This window comes from Rickettsia asembonensis (assembly GCF_000828125.2).
In the GTDB taxonomy this organism is placed as follows: domain Bacteria; phylum Pseudomonadota; class Alphaproteobacteria; order Rickettsiales; family Rickettsiaceae; genus Rickettsia; species Rickettsia asembonensis.
The window spans coordinates 1-17101 of the sequence record NZ_JWSW01000030.1; the positions used below are offsets into that span (position 1 = coordinate 1).

A 17101-nucleotide genomic window follows, 5' to 3' on the forward strand; every position below is an offset into this window, starting at 1 on the left:
CTAACATGTTTTTTATAACCATACCAAAACTTATTACCTCCTTTACAACCAATTTTAGCTTGTTTATCATTTGCAACTTTAGACAAAGTCTTATTTGAGCTTGTCATATTTTTGCTTCCTCAACTCATCACGTTCTTCCCAAAGACTAGCTTTTGAGATTAAATGAGAGGCATCCACAAAAGTAAATACCTCACTCTTATAACCTTGCTTTCTTAGTTGATCTCTAAAGTTTGTAAATATTTTTGATAGTAAATTAGTACCTATCTTCTTACGTATGTTATGCCACACTCCGGTGCTACATATGTAGATAAAGCATATTGTACAAAGCCTGTCAAAGATGCAGCCACTAGGAAAGAAGTGCATCTTTGTGCTGTAAAGAGAAATAACATGCAAGATAAGAATTTTGACCTTGATAAATATTATACAAAAATTAGAGCACCTTTTGAAAGAGTATTTTCACAAGATAATAAACGTGTCAGATATATTTGTATTGTCAAAATTCAATTCTCTGAATTTATGAAGGCTATATGTTTTAATTTGAAACGATTAACCGTTTTAACGGGTAACTAATATTATCATAGATAACGCATAGATAGTAACAAAATTTCTACTAATTTTGTATATACTGACCAAAATTTATCTTAAATTTAAACACAAATTTTTCCAAAAAAATATCCTTCCTGTAATTCTCTGCTTAATTCCTTATCTCTCAACACTTCCATAATTCTACAAATGCCTTTAGGCAATGTTAAATATTTATTGGAAATGCTAAATAATTTATATGAGATTAATAAAGAAAAATTAAATCTTATTGATATTAATACGTTGCTTCCGCAATATTTGCCTATGTTAAATTGTTGTAAATATATTGCTAAATATAATAGTTTTTCTGATAAAAAAAGAAGTGTTTATAAAGAAGAATTAAAGCAGGAATTAAAAGAAATTTTTAAATTCTTAAGTGATAAACTTTTGATATTTTCAACTGTACTTTGTACTAAACAAGTTGAAATAGCTCATGATGTTTTAAAAATTATACCTAAAAAAGATATGCAAATATATAAAAATTTTGCAATCTTACAAAGCTATCTTGATCCTGATTCTATATTGTACGATGAATCTGAATTCAAAGAAGAAGTGATAGTAGAAATTCTTAATACTGCAAGTACTTCTTTAATGGCAGAAGAAAAAACTACAGCTGCTCTTAAGAATATTGAGAAATCTTTAAAATATGATCCTCAAAATGAAGAAGCTTTAGAAATTGGTGTAGCAGCTGCTTTATTAGGTAAAGATAAGGAAAAAGCTCAAGGATATTTAAATCAATTAAGCGAAGAAAAACAACAAGAAATTGCTGTTAATTATAATGCTGAAAATATAGAAGAGGTTATAGAGTAATATAATCCAAAAGAAATACACGCTCATTATCAACGGGTAAAACAACAAAAACTTTTTGAAATTAGTCAAAAAATCACTAATAACCAAATTATTAGCAGCTGGAATGTTAATAAACAGATTATTAAAAAAGATGATGTTTATTCTGTAGGTAAATATAAGGGGCTTAATTGTTTTGCAAAAATTGCGGGAGAAGTTAAAAAGAAACTAGATAATAACCTTATTGATTCTTTTACTCGAGCTATAGAAAAAGGTATTACATATTGTAAAACAAATATCAATGGAGTTAAATTTTTACAAAATAAAGCAGTAGAAGTTAAAATTGACGGCGAAATGCGTTTATTTACCAACATTTTTTATAAAAATTCTCAAGAAGAACTATTACTAAATTTTGATCATTACGGCAATCATAATGAGGTAGAAAATTTTGCTAATAACCATAAATTAGTAGAAGCACTCGGTGATTTAACGGTATTATAATATATAGTTGCGTGGATACCACTCCGTCATTGCAAGCAGTCATAGACTGTGTGGATCAATTTCACCTCTGTCATCCCGTGGCTTGACCACGGGATCCATAACAAAACAAAAAAAGACTGAATCCTACGATCAAATCCATAGTACCGGACAATTTTTAAAAAGTCTTAGATGTCATTCCCGCGTAGGCGGGAATCCAGCATAAAGCGAGATAAATTGAGCTTTTAATTTCAAAAATTTGCTGTATTTATACTTTTTTCTGGATTCCCGCCTACGCGGGAATGACATAAAACGAGTCATGCAACAACGCCTACAACTGTTCGCAACCACGTCCTAAATTAGTACACTACGACACTGTTAATAAACTATGTAATTTTTCATGGATGTTAGTTAGCTTATCTATATCATTTCCTCCGGCTTGAGCAATCGAAGGCTGTCCACCTCCGCCGCTGCCTCCTAAGAATAAAGAGAGTTCTTTTGCAATTATACCTGCATTATATTTGTCTGTTATAGCTTTACTCACCGCAACCGTAATAGATAATTTATCATTATTACCCGTAATATATACTACTATTAAATCTTCTACTTTTTTCGTTAAATTTTCTGCAGCCTGACGCAATACTTTATTGTCTAAATTCTCTATATATCGATTAATTAACTTAACTCCTTTTATATCCTCAGCTTGCTTTTCAATCTGCTCTATACTTAAATCTAAACGTGCTAAATGGACTTTTTTAAGCTCTTTCTCAAGCTCTTTATTATGTTCTAAAATATTATTAATTTTAGTAATAAGTTCGTTTTTGTTAGTCTTTAAACTGCTTTCTATCGATTTAAGTAAACTATCCTTTTCTCTCATTAATTTAATTACGAATTCACCGCAAACTGCTTCAATTCTACGAACCCCTGCCGCTATAGCATTTTCGCTTGTGATTTTAAAGCAACCGATGTCACCGGTACGTCTGACATGCGTACCACCGCATAATTCTAAAGAAGTCTCACCCATCTTAACTACTCTTACCTCAGAGTCGTATTTCTCGCCAAACAGTGCCATAGCTCCTTGTTTGACTGCATCTTCAGTTGTCATTAATGTAGTATTTACTTCATGATTATCTCTAATAATCTCATTTACCTTATATTCGATTAAAGTGATTTCTTCATTAGTCACAGCTTTAGAATGGCTAATATCAAAACGTAAATAAGTCGGAGCGACTAAAGAACCTTTTTGTGTAACATGTTTACCAAGTACCTCATGTAGTACTGCATGTAATATATGCGTGGCCGAGTGGTGAATCCTTAAATTTTGTCTATGTTTGATGTCTATACTAAAATTAGCATTTTCGCCTACGTTAATCTGCCCCTTTTTCAAAATACATTTGTGGACTATAATAGAGCCTAGATATTTTAAAGTATCTATTACTTCTATACTCGTTGAACTTGAAAAATTGGCTGCGTCGTCTTTGTAAGTCCTCGGATGCTCACGTATTAGTATACGCTCCGCTCCTCGGCTTACAGTCTCCTTGTTCTTTTCCAAGTTGAACTTCGTATACTGACTCTTCATTTCACAGTAATATACTTCAGAATCTTTTGAAAATATCGTCCCAATATCACCCATTTGACCACCGGACTCACCATAAAAAGGTGTTTGGTTGCTGATTAGCAGAAATTGCGTATCTATTTCTTTTATATTATCAATTAAACTATTATCTTTAATTAATGCAATTATTTTACATTCTGCTTCATTAAGCGTATATCCTAAAAATTCCGTGCTACCATGCTGCTCTTTAATATCAAACCATAGTTGATCTGTTTTTGATTCACCGGAGCCAAGCCAAGATTTTCTAGCACATTCTTTTTGTGCAAGCATTTGCTCTTCAAATCCCTTATGATCGACGGAAATATCACGGCTTTTTAAAATATCTTCAGTTAAATCAAGCGGGAATCCGTAAGTATCATATAGTTTAAACGCTACTTCTCCTGATAATTCATTACCTTTTATTAGCGTTTCTGTTTCTTCGGTAAGAAGCTTTAGACCACGTTCTAAAGTAGTTTTAAACCTAATTTCCTCTTGTTCTAAGATGCTGCTGATAAAGCTTTCTGCTCTCTTAAGTTCAGAATAAACATTCCCCATTAAATCAACAAGTTTTGGCAGTAATTTATACATAAGCGGCTCTTTGCTGCCTAACATATGAGCATGCCGCATGGATCTTCGCATAATACGGCGAAGTACGTAACCACGCCCCTCATTTGAAGGGATAACACCGTCAGCTATTAAAAAGCTACTTGCTCGTAAGTGGTCGGCAATAACTCGGTAAGAAAATTTAGCTTCTCCCTCTACTTTCACTTTTACTATATTTTCGGTAAAATTAATTATTTCCTGAAATAAATCTATGTCATAATTATTGTTAACATGCTGTAATACTGCCGTCATACGCTCAAGACCCATACCGGTATCGATAGATTTTTGCGGTAACTCTATTCTAGTATCTTTATCGATTTGTTCATATTGCATAAATACCATGTTCCAAATCTCGATAAATCTGTCACCGTCTTCGTCCTTAGTGCCAGGTAGCCCACCGTATATTTGTTTTCCGTGGTCATAAAAAATTTCAGAGCAAGGACCGCAAGGACCCGTATCGCCCATAGACCAAAAATTATCATTTGTTTTGATTCTTATTATGCGATCATCCCTAAATCCTGCTATTTTTTTCCAGTAAGAAGCTGCTTCGTCGTCGGTATGATAGATTGTTACATATAGCTTGTCTTTTGGGAGTTCAAATTCTTTAGTCAATAAATTCCAAGCGTAATATATGGCTTGTTCTTTAAAATAGTCACCGAATGAAAAATTACCTAGCATTTCAAAAAAGGTATGATGTCTTGCCGTGTAACCGACATTCTCAAGGTCGTTATGCTTGCCGCCGGCTCTAAGAGATTTCTGACTAGTTACCGCTTTGTTATAAGGTCTTTTTTCTTGTCCGGTAAAAACATTTTTAAATTGTACCATTCCGGAATTAACAAACATTAAGCTAGGGTCATTGTGTGGAATTAACGAGCTAGCCGGTACATGTGTATGATTATTTGCTTTAAAGTAAGTTATAAATTTACTTCTAACTTCTTCGGTGGTAAATTTAGTCATGGTAAGATATATTATTTAAATGTTATGTTATTCCTTTGTGGATCGGTAAAATCCACCGTGTCACCTAGTTCGCTTGACCACGGAGGCCATAAAAATATTAATATTATTATGTATTTTTTAAGCTGGATCTCGCTACAAGCTCACGGGATGACAACGGAAAATCAGTCCACGCAGCCTACGGCTACTCGCAATGACGACTCGGGTATCCACGCAGAAATGACGTCCAGTATAGTAAAATACACTGAATTATGATTAAAATAAATTTATTTATGAAAAATATTTTTGATTCGATCAAATTACATTTTGTTAATTTTGTAACAAAATTAAAAATATTTTCTTTCAAAAGAAAAAAGATCGTGGTGTTACTAGGTAATAAAGGTGTATTTCTTAGTATTTTTCTCGATAATAAATTATTAGATAAATTATTTATCCCTACTCAGGAACAGATAGACTTAAACCCTTATAAAAACTTTTTTAGTAAATTTCCAAAAAGCGATATTTATTTTTTACTTGACGGTAGTGAATGTAAGACACGGCACGATCAAATACCTATATTACAGTCAATAGTTAAACTTGATCCTATTGAACAATTTATCGAAGGTTATTTTAATAAAGAAGACATTATAGCACATTGTGTTTACGAAATTACTACTACACCAAGTGAAATTTGGTCGATTTTAATTATGTCGTGTCCATTTGAAACACCTTTAAGTGATATAATTTCATGCATTATAGATAAAAGATCGCTTGATTTAAAAGGAATTTACTTTTTAACGCTAGAGCTAAAAGTTATTATAAATAAAATAGTACAGAATATAGAAAATGATAAATATAATGATTATTTCCAAATTTGTGTATATGCCTCACAAGCTAGCGGTATAAAATTTATTATCAAACATAAAAATATAATAACAATTAGAAATCTTGAGTATCCATTCGGTAAAACAACCGGCTATGTTCAAGGTATTATAGAACAAGAAATTAATGATTGTTTGATATTATTTAAAAACTATATAAGTAATCTTGATCAAAGAGCCTGTATAATTCTTATAGTAGATGAAGAGTTAAAATCTTTATTAGAATCAACAAATTTTGAAGATCGCCCTGTAATCTTTATACCGGTTGATAATATACTAAATAAGCAAACTCTAGAAAAAGAAAGATTTATAGATACGAATATTAGTAGGCTGTTTCTAGAATATAAGAGTTTTCCCGCTTATAATAATAATTTAAAATCAATAAAAAAACTAGTTACTATAAAGGATCTGACATTTAAATTATATAGTGCATTACTTATAATATTAATATTAGTGGTCGGTATTATCAAATATAATACAAAACAGAATTACAAAGACATAAACTCTATTAATGAAAAATATTATGCAACAAATCAAGAATATGATAGTATCAAATATAAATATCCTTATATTAAAAATACTACTAGCCTAGCTGATTTATATGTAATAGAAAAATTACTAGAAGCGCCGGTACCGCTACCGTTTGATTTACTTAACAGACTTATAATTACTTTAAATCCGGCTTTTAAATTAGAAGAAATTAAATGGGAATTAACAAATATAGATAATATTTTGTTAGTTTCTAAGAGACAATTAATAATCAAATTAATACTTAAATATCATACTGATAATCTATCGGTAGATGAATCTCTAAAGATGCTAGATGATCATATGCAAAACGTAAAAAATAAATTATCTAATTTGCAGATAGATTATGTCATATATAAGGATAAAATACTTGATATATTCGGTAAGGTAGTAATTCCTTTATCGGTTAATATAGTTGACGATAAAACGTAATATACTCGATCAACTTCAAAAATTGGCTGCGTCGTCCTACAAGTACTGCGGTGCTCACGTATTAAGTATACGCTCTGCTCCTCGTCTTGCGGACTCCTTGCTCTTTTTGAAGTTGATCTTCGTATATACTCTAGAATATATCTATCCTAAACCGGCATTAATAACCCAAGGTAAAAGTAATGTTTGAAAAATATATTATGTATTTAAAGAATCTTATATTCTTTCAATTTATTATATATTTCTTCTTTATTTCCTTAACTATTTGGATAATAAAAAATTTCCAGCAAGAATACAGTAAATCTATTCTTGATAAACAAGTTTCACAAGAAAATCTAACAGAGGAAGTTTTAAAGCTTTATTCTGTCATTAACTCTAAAGAAGAAATATTAGAATCTTACAAAAAATATGTAGATTTAAGCGTTCTAAGTAATGTGAGTTGCTTAAATTATCAAGAACTAATTCCTAAAATAAAAAGCTTAAGCAATAAATATGATTTAGTAGAACCTATAGACGTATCTATAAATTCAGTATTTTTTAAAAATAATGTTCAGGCGATTGAAGGAGGAGAAGGTGAATCGATTCATGTAAATAATTATAGCATAAATATAAAATATGCATGTGCAGATTTTTTGACTTTTCTAAAAATATTCTCTGAAATTTATTCTTATATGCCTCCTAATACTCTTATATCTTTTGTACGAGTGCGTAATGAAGAAGTGTTAACGCCTAAGAATATATATAAACTTTCAGTGAATCATGCTCCTAATCTTATTTATGCTAAATTGATATTATATATCAGAGAATTAGCCTCAAAATAAATTACTAAAATGGATAATGCAATAGTACTTAATAACATAAATACTAATTTATTTAAAAAAGATATTGTTAATAATTTTGTCAATAATCTTACGAAATCTACTTGCTCTACTATTGCAAATATGCTTGCTATAGATTATACGCTAAGGCTTAATTCTAAACCGGAGGCTGAAAAATATATTAATAAATGTATTTCTAGACTCAAAAATTATTTAGGTATGCGGGTTATTAACGATGATAATTTTTCTGTAGCATTAGAGTTATTTGCAATAATGATTACTTCTGAAGACGAAAATGAGCAAAATAAGAATAATATTTTAGAGCAATCACAAGATATAATAGCAGAAAATCTTGTAGAAGTTTATTTTGGAGATGAAAAAATAAATAGTACCGAAAAAGAAAAAATTAAAAATATATTTAAAACTCTTTTAAAGGAGAAGAATTTTGACAAAATAATAAATTATGTGGAATCTCATAAAAAATTATTTAAGGCTTCTGTAATGTATGCAATGAAGAAATATAATAATATTGATGAAGCAACAATTTATATAAAGAAAGAATTTAATAAAATATTAGAAATGTCTTTAGCATTTACACAAAAAAGTAATATATTTAAACAAGCAACCGGAAAAATCGCCGGTGCTGTTTGTGCTTTATTAGTTGGAGCAATTAGTGTTGCGACTGCGGGAGCGGCTTTTTCTATCATAGTTGTACCGGCATCGATTTTTGCAGTCAGATATGCACCTGAACTTGGTGAAAAATTTGGAGGATTAATTTTAAATAATGATAATGCAATAAAACTAGAACAAAGCAATATAGATAAGTTTGTGAAAACATTACAAAATGATAAAGAAAGTCTTCTCTCTCAAGAAAAAACAAAAAACATCAAACAAAATATTAAAGTTTCTCCTTCTCAAATAAATGCTAAATTAACTAAGAAAGTGGTTAATGAAAAACATAGATAGGGTATCGTAATTGCGAGTGACTGTAGATGTTGCCCGTATGATTAGAAAAACCTACTCGATGTCATTCCAGCGAGGCATTGGCGTTATTGCATGGATAGTTTTTTTCGTCATTGCGAGGAAAAACTGTAAGTTTTGACGAAGCAATCCAGTTAAAAATGCTAATTTTTAGCATTTTTTTAATTATTTTTACTGGATTGCCGTGCGGTCTTCGACCGCTCGCAATGACGAGGTGGTATCCATGCAACAACGTCCCGCTTTCGCTGGAATGACATAAATGAGCCGTACAATGAAGCTATAAAGCTATTTTTACTTGAGAATATAAAATATTCCTCTTATTATCTTTTTTAAAATTAATAAAATAACTTAATGAGAAAAGTAGTAATATCCGGCATGATCGGCAATGCTTTAGAATGGTATGATTATGCATTATATGCTCAATTTGCTTATATTATAGGGCAGCATTTTTTTCCGGATTCAGAAATGCGAGAGACTTTAACTTTTGCGGTATTTGCTGCAGGCTTTATAGTACGACCGCTCGGCGGTATTATTTTCAGTAATATCGGTGATAGATTCGGCAGACGTGCTGCTTTGGTAATGGGTATTATAACTATGGCAATACCGACTGCCGGGATAGGTCTCTTACCAGACTATAAAACTATAGGTATTGCCGCTCCTATTATTTTAACTGTTATCAGACTCATACAAGGTTTTTCTTTAGGAGGGGAGTTTGGCGGTTGTATTTCGTATATTGTAGAACATGCTTCGTTCGAGCAGCGAGGACTTGCGGGGAGTAGCTCATTCGTTAGTATGTGCGGCGGTATGCTGCTTGGACTTGCTACAGCAGCCGGTTTTTCTTATTTTATGCCCGCTGATATGCTATTTGAATGGGGTTGGAGAATACCTTTTATTGCCGGTTTATTTATTAGTTCTGTAGGTTTATATATTAGAAAAAACCTAGCAGAAAGTCCTATTTATAAAAAAGCTAAGGAAACAGGGCGTTTAGCACGTTTTCCTTTACGAGAAACATTAACAAAATACCCAAAAGAACTAATTATCGCACTTGGTCTTTATATTACCGTAACTGCTCCTTTTTATACTTCTACGGTTTTTATCGGTAATTTTATGCAAACGCTTGGTTATACTAGTCAGCAAAGCACAATTGTTAGTAGTATAATATTAATCATAATGATGATAGTATTTCCTATATCTGCGTATGTTTCGGACAAGGTAGGGCGGCGTCCTGTACTAATATGGGGTATTATCTTGTTAATTTTATCAGTCTATCCTATTTTTCTAGTCTTAGGATCAATGAACTTTACTTTAGCTATAATATCTCAAGTAATATTTGCTGGAATTATCGCTATTTATATGGGACCTATCCCAACGGTTTTAGTAGAGATATTTCCAACTAGCATAAGATTTACCGGTGTTGCACTTTCATACAACCTTGCAGCTGCTATATTTGGCGGTACTGCTCCAATGTTAGCAATGATACTAACGAAAGTTACCGGAGACAATTATGCTATTGCATATTATTTAATTGCACTTGCTTTGTTATCTTCTATAATCCTAAAATTCTATAAAGAGACATATAAAAAGAATTTGGTCAGCTAATCATGAGTGAAATTTTTGAAGTACCGGATGGTGGAAGTAAGGTTTTACTCCATTGTTGTTGTGCTCCGTGCGTTGGTCCTTTAATGGAGAAAATGATCGATACCGGTATTAAGTTTACGCTTTTTTTCTATAATCCTAATATTCATCCTAAAAAAGAATATGAGCTTCGTAAGAATGAAAATATTAAGTTTGCTGAGAAGCATAATATAGAATTTATCGACGCAGATTATGATCCGCAAAATTGGTTTAGGCGTGCTAAAGGGATGGAGTTTGAGCCTGAGAGAGGTAAACGCTGCACAATGTGTTTTGATATGCGTTTCGAGCGTACGGCTTTATATGCTTATGAAAACGGTTTTAAGGTTATAACTAGTTCGCTTGGTATTTCTAGATGGAAAGATATAAACCAAATTAATGAATCAGGGATTAGAGCCGCATCTCATTATGAGGGGATAACATATTGGACTTATAATTGGCGTAAAGACGGTGGTGCTAGTAGGATGTATGAAATCGCCAAAGAAGAGAATTTTTATAAGCAAGAATTTTGCGGCTGTGTTTATTCTTTCCGTGATACTAACGATTGGCGTGTAGCTAATAACCGTCCTAAAATCGAGATCGGTAAGGAGTATTATTAAGATTTCTGTGTTATGTGTCATACCGCGACTTGATCGCGGTATCTAATAAAATCAATATAAATGGATACCGCGATCAAGTCGCGGTATGACAATGCATTTTTTATGAAAAAACTATCATTTCAACAAATTATACTAGCCTTGCAAAATTACTGGCAGGATTACGGCTGTGCAATCTTGCAGCCTTACGATGCACATGTCGGAGCCGGTACGTTTCACCCTGCAACGGTACTTAGATGTCTTGGCTCAAAACCTTGGTCAGTAGCTTATGTACAGCCATCGAGAAGACCAGGTGATAGCAGATACGGCATGCACCCTAACAGAATGCAACATTACTATCAGTTTCAGGTTATCTTAAAGCCATCACCGGATAATATTCAAGATTTATATCTTAAAAGCTTAGAATGTTTAGGCATAGATTTAAAAACGCATGATATTCGTTTTGTTGAAGATGATTGGAAGTCGCCGACGCTCGGAGCCTCAGGGCTTGGTTGGGAGGTATGGTGTGACGGTATGGAAGTATCCCAATTTACTTATATGCAGCAAATTGGCGGTATTGAATGCCGTCCTGTTGCCGGTGAAATCACTTATGGGCTTGAGCGGCTTGCATTATATATTCAAGGTGTTGATGAAGTAAAGGAACTTGATTGGAATGGGCAGGTAGGAGAAAAAGCTTTAAAATACGGGGAAGTTGATTTTGAGGCTGAACGACAATACTCAAAATATAATTTAGAGCTTGCAGATAGTGAGATGTTAGTACGACATTTTAAAGATAGCGAAGAACAATGTAAGCGGTTAGTAAAAGAAAATGTACCACATGTTGCTTATTATGAATGTACAAAAGCAAGCGATGCCTTTAATCGATTAGATGCACTTGGGGTAATTAGCGTTACTGAGCGTGCCTCTTATATTTTAAGAGTACGGCACTTAGCTAAAATTTGTTGTATGAAATGGTTGGAGTTAAGCGGTGAGTGAATTATTATTAGAGCTATTTAGTGAAGAAATACCTGCATTCATGCAAAAAAATGCTGAAGAGGGTTATTTAAACATATTCACGAAAATTTTTGAAGAAAACGAAATATTTGCAAAAGTGCAACTATTTGCAGGACCTCGTAGGATAACACTGTATGCTACCCACTTACCGAAAGTAACTCTGCCGAAAGAAACGGGAATTAAAGGACCGAGCATAGATGCTCCGGAAGCTGCAATTAATGGATTTTGTAAAGCTCATAACGTTAGTAAATTAGAGCTTTCTACTAAATTAATTAATAATCAGCTATATTATTTCTTTGTTAAAAAAACAGAAGAAAGAGAGATAAAAGAAATTTTGCCGGAGATTATTATAGAAGCTATTAATAAATATAGCTGGGCAAAATCGATGTTTTGGGGTGATTATAATATAAAGTGGGTTAGACCACTGCGTAACATTTTATGCATATTTGACGGCGAAGTACTATCGCTGCAATTTGGGTATTTAACCGCTAATAATATTACGTACGGGCATCGCTTAACTGATAATAAAAAATTAGAAGTAACAGATTTTGAGGATTACAAAAATAAGCTTTCAGAAAATCACGTTATTTTAGAAAGAACAAAGAGAGAAGAAATAATTAAAACAGGTTTATTGGAACTGGCAAATTCTCATAATCTAAACATAAAAGAAGATAATCGTCTAATTGAAGAAGTAGCAGGGCTTAGTGAATTTCCTGTTGTGCTACTTGGAAAAATCCCACAAAAATTCTTAGAATTACCTAAGGAAGTGCTAATTTCTTCGATGCGTACACATCAGAAATATTTCTGTCTATTCGATAAAGAAGGAAATTTCGCACAATATTTTCTCTTTGTCAGTAATGGTAGATTTGCAAATGCTGACCTCGTTATTAAAGGTAATGAAAAAGTACTATCTGCACGTCTTTCGGATGCTTTATATTTTTATAAACAAGATATAGCTAAAACTTTAGAGTCAAGATTAGGTAAATTAGAAGCTGTAACGTTTCATGCAAAACTTGGTAATTTAAGAGAAAAAATTGATCGTATAATTAAAATTTGCAAGCATATAGCTCCAAATAATAAAGAGTTAATCACGGCAGCAAAACTTTGTAAAAGCGATCTCGTCTCTGAAATGGTTGGGGAGTTTCCTGATTTACAAGGTATTATGGGCTATTATTATGCAAAACATGAGGGATTAGGCGAAGAAGTAGCCGCTGCAATCAAAGATCATTATAAACCGCAAGGTTTGAGCGATAATGTACCAAGTGGAAATGCAGCACTGCTTGCTTTAGCCGATAAGGTGGATAGTTTAGTCGGTCTAATGATAGCGGGTGAAGCCCCAACAGGTTCAGGCGATCCATATGCCTTAAGACGTCAAGCTCTTGGCATAATAAGAATAATACTTGAAAATAAATTAGAGCTAAATTTAAATGATTTAATTAGTTTTTCTATAAACTTATATAGAGATTCTTCTCATAAAAATAAGGATTTAATAATATCTTTCTTTGAAGAAAGAGCAAAATTTTACTTTAAAAATGACTATGATATTGCGTTAATTAATGCTGTTCTTGATTTAAGAATGGAAGATGAGTTGGTTAGTATAAGTCTAAAACTTAATGCCTTACAAAAATTTTTAGCAGAAGACGCAGGCAAACAATTATTAAATGCTTACAAACGAGCTAGTAATATAATCGGTGATCAGAAAATTATCGGCTTAGTTGATACAAGTCTCTTTAGTACACAACCTGAAAAAGAATTATTTGAAGTAATCCAAAAAATTTTGCCGCAAATTATAGATAGTATAACTGATAAAGATTATAAGAAAGCTTTAAATTTACTATCATCGCTATTAGTTCCTACTACTAGCTTTTTTGATAATGTACTCGTTAATGATCCTGATCCAAAAATTGCAGAGAATCGTTTATCGTTATTACAAAATATTTGTGAATTATTTGATAAAATAGCTAAGTTTTGTCGTCTGTAGGTTCGTTATCCCCGTATGGCGTTGATGTGTGAATCACTTCTACCTCTGTCATCCCGTGATTTATTCACGGGATCCAGTTAAAATATCAATAATTATTGATATTTTTGTTTTTTGGATACCGTGGAGGGGCCACGGTATGACACTGAATTAGTAAAAACCAAAATAACTAAATTAATGTTCAGTAAAGCAGTTCAATTTATAAAATCCGGCAAGGTAGTTGTTTTTCCAACCGAAACAGTTTATGGAATCGGAGCGGATGCTACTAATAATGAAGCTTGTTTAAAGATTTTTCAATTTAAAAATCGCCCTGCTATTAATCCGCTTATTGTGCATGTCTCCTCCATAGAGCAAGGAAAGGAAATAGGAAAGTTTAATGATTTAGCTACAAAAATAGCAGAAAAATTTTGGCCTGGACCATTATCTGTAGTTGTCACTTTAAAAGAGAATGCAAATATTGCTCCTAGTGTAACGGCAGGGCTTAATACAATAGCGATTCGGATACCGTCTTATCCGCTAGCATTAGAACTTATCAGACAATTAGGCGTACCTATTGCCGCACCAAGTGCCAACCCTTCAAACTATATTAGTCCGACTAACGCCGAGCATGTTACAAAACATTTTTCAGAAAACGCAGAAATTTTTATTTTAGCACCTGAAATTTATCAATCTGAATATGGGCTAGAGTCAACGATAATCGATACAACAACTGTTACTCCTACTATCCTTAGAGAAGGGTTTATAACTGCTGAAATTTTAGAAGAAGTACTTGGAGTAAAAGTTTTAAAAGCATCAGAGACAAGTAATATAAAAGCTCCGGGAATGCTTGCTAAACACTATTCGCCGAATACGCCTATTAGATTAAATGCTACAAATTTAGAGGATAAAGAAATCGGCTTAAATTTTGGCAATAGTAATCTTACGGGGAAATTTTCATTAAATTTAAGTGCCAAAGGTGACCTTATAGAAGCTGCTGCAAATCTTTATGCTTATTTAAGAATCCTTGATGATTATGCTGCAGTTCATGATACACAGCTAAATCATGATTGCTTCAGACAAGATGAATTTAAGAGCAAGCCTGCGGAACGTATAAAAGTACGTGAGCAAAGGCTTGACTCAAAAAATTCGCTTGTATCAAGCGATCGTGATGACGCTGTAAGTGGTATAGCAGTTGCTCCTATACCTCGAGTGAATATAGGGGCTGCAATTAATGATCGCCTGAAACGTGCTGCAAAATTATAAATCTCGGTATTCTATTCGCTTGAGTAGCTTTTTGATGATATTTGGTAATTACATAATTATCATGCGGCTTTAAATAATTATTTTTATTCATAATTTTAAAATTACCGTTCTGCTCTATTAACTCTATTGCTTCATAAAAATAATTTTCGATATCGGAAGCAAATACTAAATTACCGTTATCTTTTAGTTTATCCTGTAAAATCTTAAACCGTTCTTTATTGAAAATACGTTTCTTTTTTTGCTTATTTTTTATCCATGGATCGGGAAATAAAATATAAATTCCATCAAGAATATTACATGGTATCTCATTTAATATTAAATCCAAATTGTTAGGAAATAATAAAAAATTCGTTATATTCTGCTCGCCAGCAAGCTTTAAAACATTTGCAACGCCGTTTAAATATACCTCTACCCCAATAAAAAGTGCATCAGGATTCATTTTGGCTTGGTTAATGAAATGCTCGCCCATACCAAAACCTATTTCTAAAAAGATTTTACGTTTTTCACAAGTAAGCTTTTCTTTGGAAAATAAATATTTCGGTAGTTCGTTATCTAACAAATTTTGTTGCAGCCCTGATAAGCTTTTTCCGATACGTCTTGCGTATGACCGAGTTAAGTTAATAGGAGAAAATAATATTACCCTGCTATGACCTTGTAGATCCTTATAAACGCTTTCAATATTATATCCTTGATCTAAGAAAATTTGAGTTACCGCTTCTTCCTGTTTAAACCCTATCTCTAACGCCAATTTACCGTTTGGTTTTAAGAATCGTTTAGTATTTTCGGCAATTATGCAGTAAGCTTGCAAGCCGTCTTCTTCAGCAAATAAGGCAATAGACGGTTCATAATTGATTGTTTCAACTGCCATCTCCGGCTTTTCACGGTGAGCTATATATGGTGGGTTGCTAACTATGAAGTCAAACTTCTGATCCTTTATATTCTCAAACCAATTACTTTGAATAATCTGAATGCGATCCGTTACGTGATATTTTAGAGCATTATTTCTAGCAACTTCTATAGCATCAAGACTGATATCAGTAGCTACTACCCTAGCGTTTGGTAGTTCACATAATAGGCTGATAGCAATGCAACCGCTACCTGTACCGAGTTCGAGTATGCTAAAGAGTTTGTCATTGCAGGTTTCTCTTATGTCATCCCCGCGAAAGCGGGGATCCAGTCGCTTTTTTTCTGGATTCCCGCCTACGCGGGAATGACATTGAGACACAACATCAACCAAAACCTCCGTATCCGCACGGGGGATTAACACATGTTTATTAACTATAAATTCACGTGAGTAAAATTCTTTAACGCCTGTAATATACGCTATGGGTTCATGCTTTAATCTTCTCTCTAACAGTTTTTCAAAAGCTTCTATCTCAACTTCATTTAACTGCTCATCAAGATTAATAAGCAAATATTCGATAGGTTTATTTATAACATGCTGTAGTAAAATTCGTGCTTCTAATTGCGACGAACTGATACCTATTTTATTTAATTTATCTGTAGCATCACTAAGAATTTGCTTTATGGAAGGCTGCATTGTTTTATATTATCGTATCACCAATTACTTCTGAATAATATTCATATTCTATATGGCTATTTTTAAAGCTAAGATTTGCTAATGTTTCCAAATCACAAGTGATTAAAGGTTCATGTTCTTGTTCCTCATATCGTGTACATTTAGTATTTTGATATTTAGATTTTAATTCCTCTAAAGATCCTTGCTGTATTTTTGTATCTTGGTGTCCTATATATATTTTATCTAGAATTCCTTTTTTCTCATATTCTTTAATAATAATATGAGTCATATTTTTTGTCGGAACAGTAATCATATATTCTTTTTTGTTAGGATAAATAATCTCTGCACACTTAGCAATAAAACTATGAAGTTTAAGTGAAAGGCTTGAATGTTTTTTAGTATTAGTATAGTCATATATTGGAGCTTTTGCTATTCCTATATGCGAAATGGAACTTGCATTTTGAGAAGTTACCATAGTTATAACCATTTCTACTGACTGTGTATCAATACTACTTTTTTTCTCCCATAA

The 17101-nt window shown here is 32.6% G+C and carries 18 protein-coding genes and 1 pseudogene; 13 read left to right on the forward strand and 6 right to left on the reverse strand.

From position 1 onward, the window contains the following. Positions 1–90: 90 nt before the first annotated feature. Positions 91–288: a hypothetical protein gene (locus SB78_RS04095; protein WP_041078856.1), complete on the reverse strand. Its 198-nt coding sequence runs from the start codon at positions 286–288 to the stop codon at positions 91–93. Here SB78_RS04095 and SB78_RS04100 point away from each other — a divergent pair. The 4 genes from SB78_RS04100 to SB78_RS10870 all read left to right on the forward strand — a co-directional run bounded on the left by SB78_RS04100 (position 280) and on the right by SB78_RS10870 (position 2071). Then, positions 280–570, forward strand: a complete 291-nt coding sequence (locus tag SB78_RS04100; RefSeq protein WP_041078857.1) for a hypothetical protein — start codon at positions 280–282, stop codon at positions 568–570. The two genes, SB78_RS04095 and SB78_RS04100, sit on opposite strands and share 9 nt — an antisense overlap. A 162-nt stretch (positions 571–732) precedes the next feature. After that, entirely contained in the window at positions 733–1392 is a 660-nt protein-coding gene (locus SB78_RS10865; protein ID WP_241773727.1) for a hypothetical protein, read from the forward strand. A gap of 330 nt (positions 1393–1722) precedes the next feature. Next, positions 1723–1869 carry a hypothetical protein gene (locus SB78_RS10110; protein ID WP_199402775.1) on the forward strand — a complete coding sequence of 49 codons (147 nt, stop codon included), beginning with the start codon at positions 1723–1725 and terminating at the stop codon, positions 1867–1869. Between the two features lie 7 nt (positions 1870–1876). Then, on the forward strand, positions 1877–2071 hold the full coding sequence (locus tag SB78_RS10870) for a hypothetical protein (RefSeq protein ID WP_241773728.1): 195 nt from the start codon (positions 1877–1879) through the stop codon (positions 2069–2071). Here the strand turns inward: SB78_RS10870 and SB78_RS11490 are convergent. Both SB78_RS11490 and alaS read right to left on the reverse strand, forming a co-directional pair. Beyond that, positions 2041–2166 carry a hypothetical protein gene (locus SB78_RS11490; protein ID WP_277813958.1) on the reverse strand — a complete coding sequence of 42 codons (126 nt, stop codon included), beginning with the start codon at positions 2164–2166 and terminating at the stop codon, positions 2041–2043. The genes SB78_RS10870 and SB78_RS11490 overlap by 31 nt on opposite strands. Positions 2167–2212: 46 nt before the next feature. Continuing rightward, positions 2213–4999, reverse strand: coding sequence for an alanine--tRNA ligase (alaS, locus tag SB78_RS08070; protein WP_041078858.1), 2787 nt, complete (start codon positions 4997–4999; stop codon positions 2213–2215). 24 nt (positions 5000–5023) lie between these two features. Here alaS and SB78_RS04120 point away from each other — a divergent pair, with 24 nt between their 5' ends. The 4 genes from SB78_RS04120 (at position 5024) to SB78_RS04135 (ending at position 8597) form a co-directional block, all read left to right on the forward strand. Next, the gene (locus tag SB78_RS04120; protein WP_146625023.1) at positions 5024–5251 is read left to right on the forward strand and encodes a hypothetical protein; all 228 of its coding nucleotides are present in this window, start codon (positions 5024–5026) and stop codon (positions 5249–5251) included. Beyond that, positions 5248–6816, forward strand: coding sequence for a hypothetical protein (locus tag SB78_RS04125; protein ID WP_041078860.1), 1569 nt, complete (start codon positions 5248–5250; stop codon positions 6814–6816). The genes SB78_RS04120 and SB78_RS04125 overlap by 4 nt, the downstream gene beginning before the upstream one ends. 179 nt (positions 6817–6995) lie before the next feature. After that, positions 6996–7634 (forward strand): hypothetical protein, encoded by a 639-nt coding sequence (locus tag SB78_RS04130; protein ID WP_041078861.1) that lies wholly within the window; start codon positions 6996–6998, stop codon positions 7632–7634. Between the two features lie 9 nt (positions 7635–7643). Then, a complete protein-coding gene (locus SB78_RS04135) occupies positions 7644–8597 on the forward strand; it encodes an RP853 family protein (RefSeq protein ID WP_041078862.1) in 954 nt (317 codons plus the stop codon). Between the two features lie 61 nt (positions 8598–8658). Here SB78_RS04135 and SB78_RS09690 read toward each other — a convergent pair whose 3' ends face one another. Further along, complete coding sequence (locus SB78_RS09690) at positions 8659–8841, reverse strand: hypothetical protein (RefSeq protein WP_158510101.1); 183 nt, start codon at positions 8839–8841, stop codon at positions 8659–8661. Positions 8842–8963: 122 nt separating this feature from the next. On the opposite strand from SB78_RS09690, the gene SB78_RS04140 reads away from it, so the two are divergent. The 5 genes and pseudogenes from SB78_RS04140 to SB78_RS04160 all read left to right on the forward strand — a co-directional run. Further along, positions 8964–10211: a metabolite/H+ symporter gene (locus tag SB78_RS04140; protein WP_041078863.1), complete on the forward strand. Its 1248-nt coding sequence runs from the start codon at positions 8964–8966 to the stop codon at positions 10209–10211. A gap of 2 nt (positions 10212–10213) precedes the next feature. Beyond that, the gene (locus SB78_RS04145) at positions 10214–10843 is read left to right on the forward strand and encodes an epoxyqueuosine reductase QueH (protein ID WP_041078864.1); all 630 of its coding nucleotides are present in this window, start codon (positions 10214–10216) and stop codon (positions 10841–10843) included. 102 nt (positions 10844–10945) lie between these two features. Further along, positions 10946–11815 carry a glycine--tRNA ligase subunit alpha gene (locus SB78_RS04150; RefSeq protein WP_041078865.1) on the forward strand — a complete coding sequence of 290 codons (870 nt, stop codon included), beginning with the start codon at positions 10946–10948 and terminating at the stop codon, positions 11813–11815. After that, positions 11808–13814 carry a glycine--tRNA ligase subunit beta gene (gene glyS / locus SB78_RS04155; protein ID WP_041078866.1) on the forward strand — a complete coding sequence of 669 codons (2007 nt, stop codon included), beginning with the start codon at positions 11808–11810 and terminating at the stop codon, positions 13812–13814. Before SB78_RS04150 ends, glyS begins: the two co-directional genes overlap by 8 nt. Positions 13815–13988: 174 nt before the next feature. Continuing rightward, a pseudogene (locus SB78_RS04160) lies at positions 13989–14840 on the forward strand (L-threonylcarbamoyladenylate synthase); the annotation flags it as partial. A gap of 178 nt (positions 14841–15018) precedes the next feature. On the opposite strand, the gene trmB reads toward SB78_RS04160, so the two are convergent. Both trmB and SB78_RS10880 read right to left on the reverse strand, forming a co-directional pair. Further along, complete coding sequence (gene trmB / locus SB78_RS04165; RefSeq protein WP_041078868.1) at positions 15019–16593, reverse strand: bifunctional peptide chain release factor N(5)-glutamine methyltransferase PrmC/tRNA (guanosine(46)-N7)-methyltransferase TrmB; 1575 nt, start codon at positions 16591–16593, stop codon at positions 15019–15021. Positions 16594–16597: 4 nt separating this feature from the next. Further along, positions 16598–17101: hypothetical protein (locus SB78_RS10880; RefSeq protein ID WP_241773729.1), on the reverse strand; the 504-nt coding region annotated here is incomplete at its 5' end.

Bases quoted from the DNA above. Each gene is read 5' to 3' on its own strand.
- SB78_RS10865 (WP_241773727.1), top strand. From the start codon at position 733: ATGCCTTTAGGCAATGTTAAATATTTATTGGAAATGCTAAATAATTTA.
- SB78_RS04100 (WP_041078857.1), top strand. From the start codon at position 280: ATGCCACACTCCGGTGCTACATATGTAGATAAAGCATATTGTACAAAG.
- alaS (WP_041078858.1), bottom strand. From the start codon at position 4,999: ATGACTAAATTTACCACCGAAGAAGTTAGAAGTAAATTTATAACTTAC.
- SB78_RS04125 (WP_041078860.1), top strand. From the start codon at position 5,248: ATGATTAAAATAAATTTATTTATGAAAAATATTTTTGATTCGATCAAA.
- SB78_RS11490 (WP_277813958.1), bottom strand. From the start codon at position 2,166: ATGACTCGTTTTATGTCATTCCCGCGTAGGCGGGAATCCAGAAAAAAG.
- SB78_RS10110 (WP_199402775.1), top strand. From the start codon at position 1,723: ATGCGTTTATTTACCAACATTTTTTATAAAAATTCTCAAGAAGAACTA.
- SB78_RS04150 (WP_041078865.1), top strand. From the start codon at position 10,946: ATGAAAAAACTATCATTTCAACAAATTATACTAGCCTTGCAAAATTAC.
- SB78_RS04135 (WP_041078862.1), top strand. From the start codon at position 7,644: ATGGATAATGCAATAGTACTTAATAACATAAATACTAATTTATTTAAA.
- SB78_RS04140 (WP_041078863.1), top strand. From the start codon at position 8,964: ATGAGAAAAGTAGTAATATCCGGCATGATCGGCAATGCTTTAGAATGG.
- SB78_RS04145 (WP_041078864.1), top strand. From the start codon at position 10,214: ATGAGTGAAATTTTTGAAGTACCGGATGGTGGAAGTAAGGTTTTACTC.
- SB78_RS04130 (WP_041078861.1), top strand. From the start codon at position 6,996: ATGTTTGAAAAATATATTATGTATTTAAAGAATCTTATATTCTTTCAA.
- SB78_RS04120 (WP_146625023.1), top strand. From the start codon at position 5,024: ATGTTATTCCTTTGTGGATCGGTAAAATCCACCGTGTCACCTAGTTCG.
- trmB (WP_041078868.1), bottom strand. From the start codon at position 16,593: ATGCAGCCTTCCATAAAGCAAATTCTTAGTGATGCTACAGATAAATTA.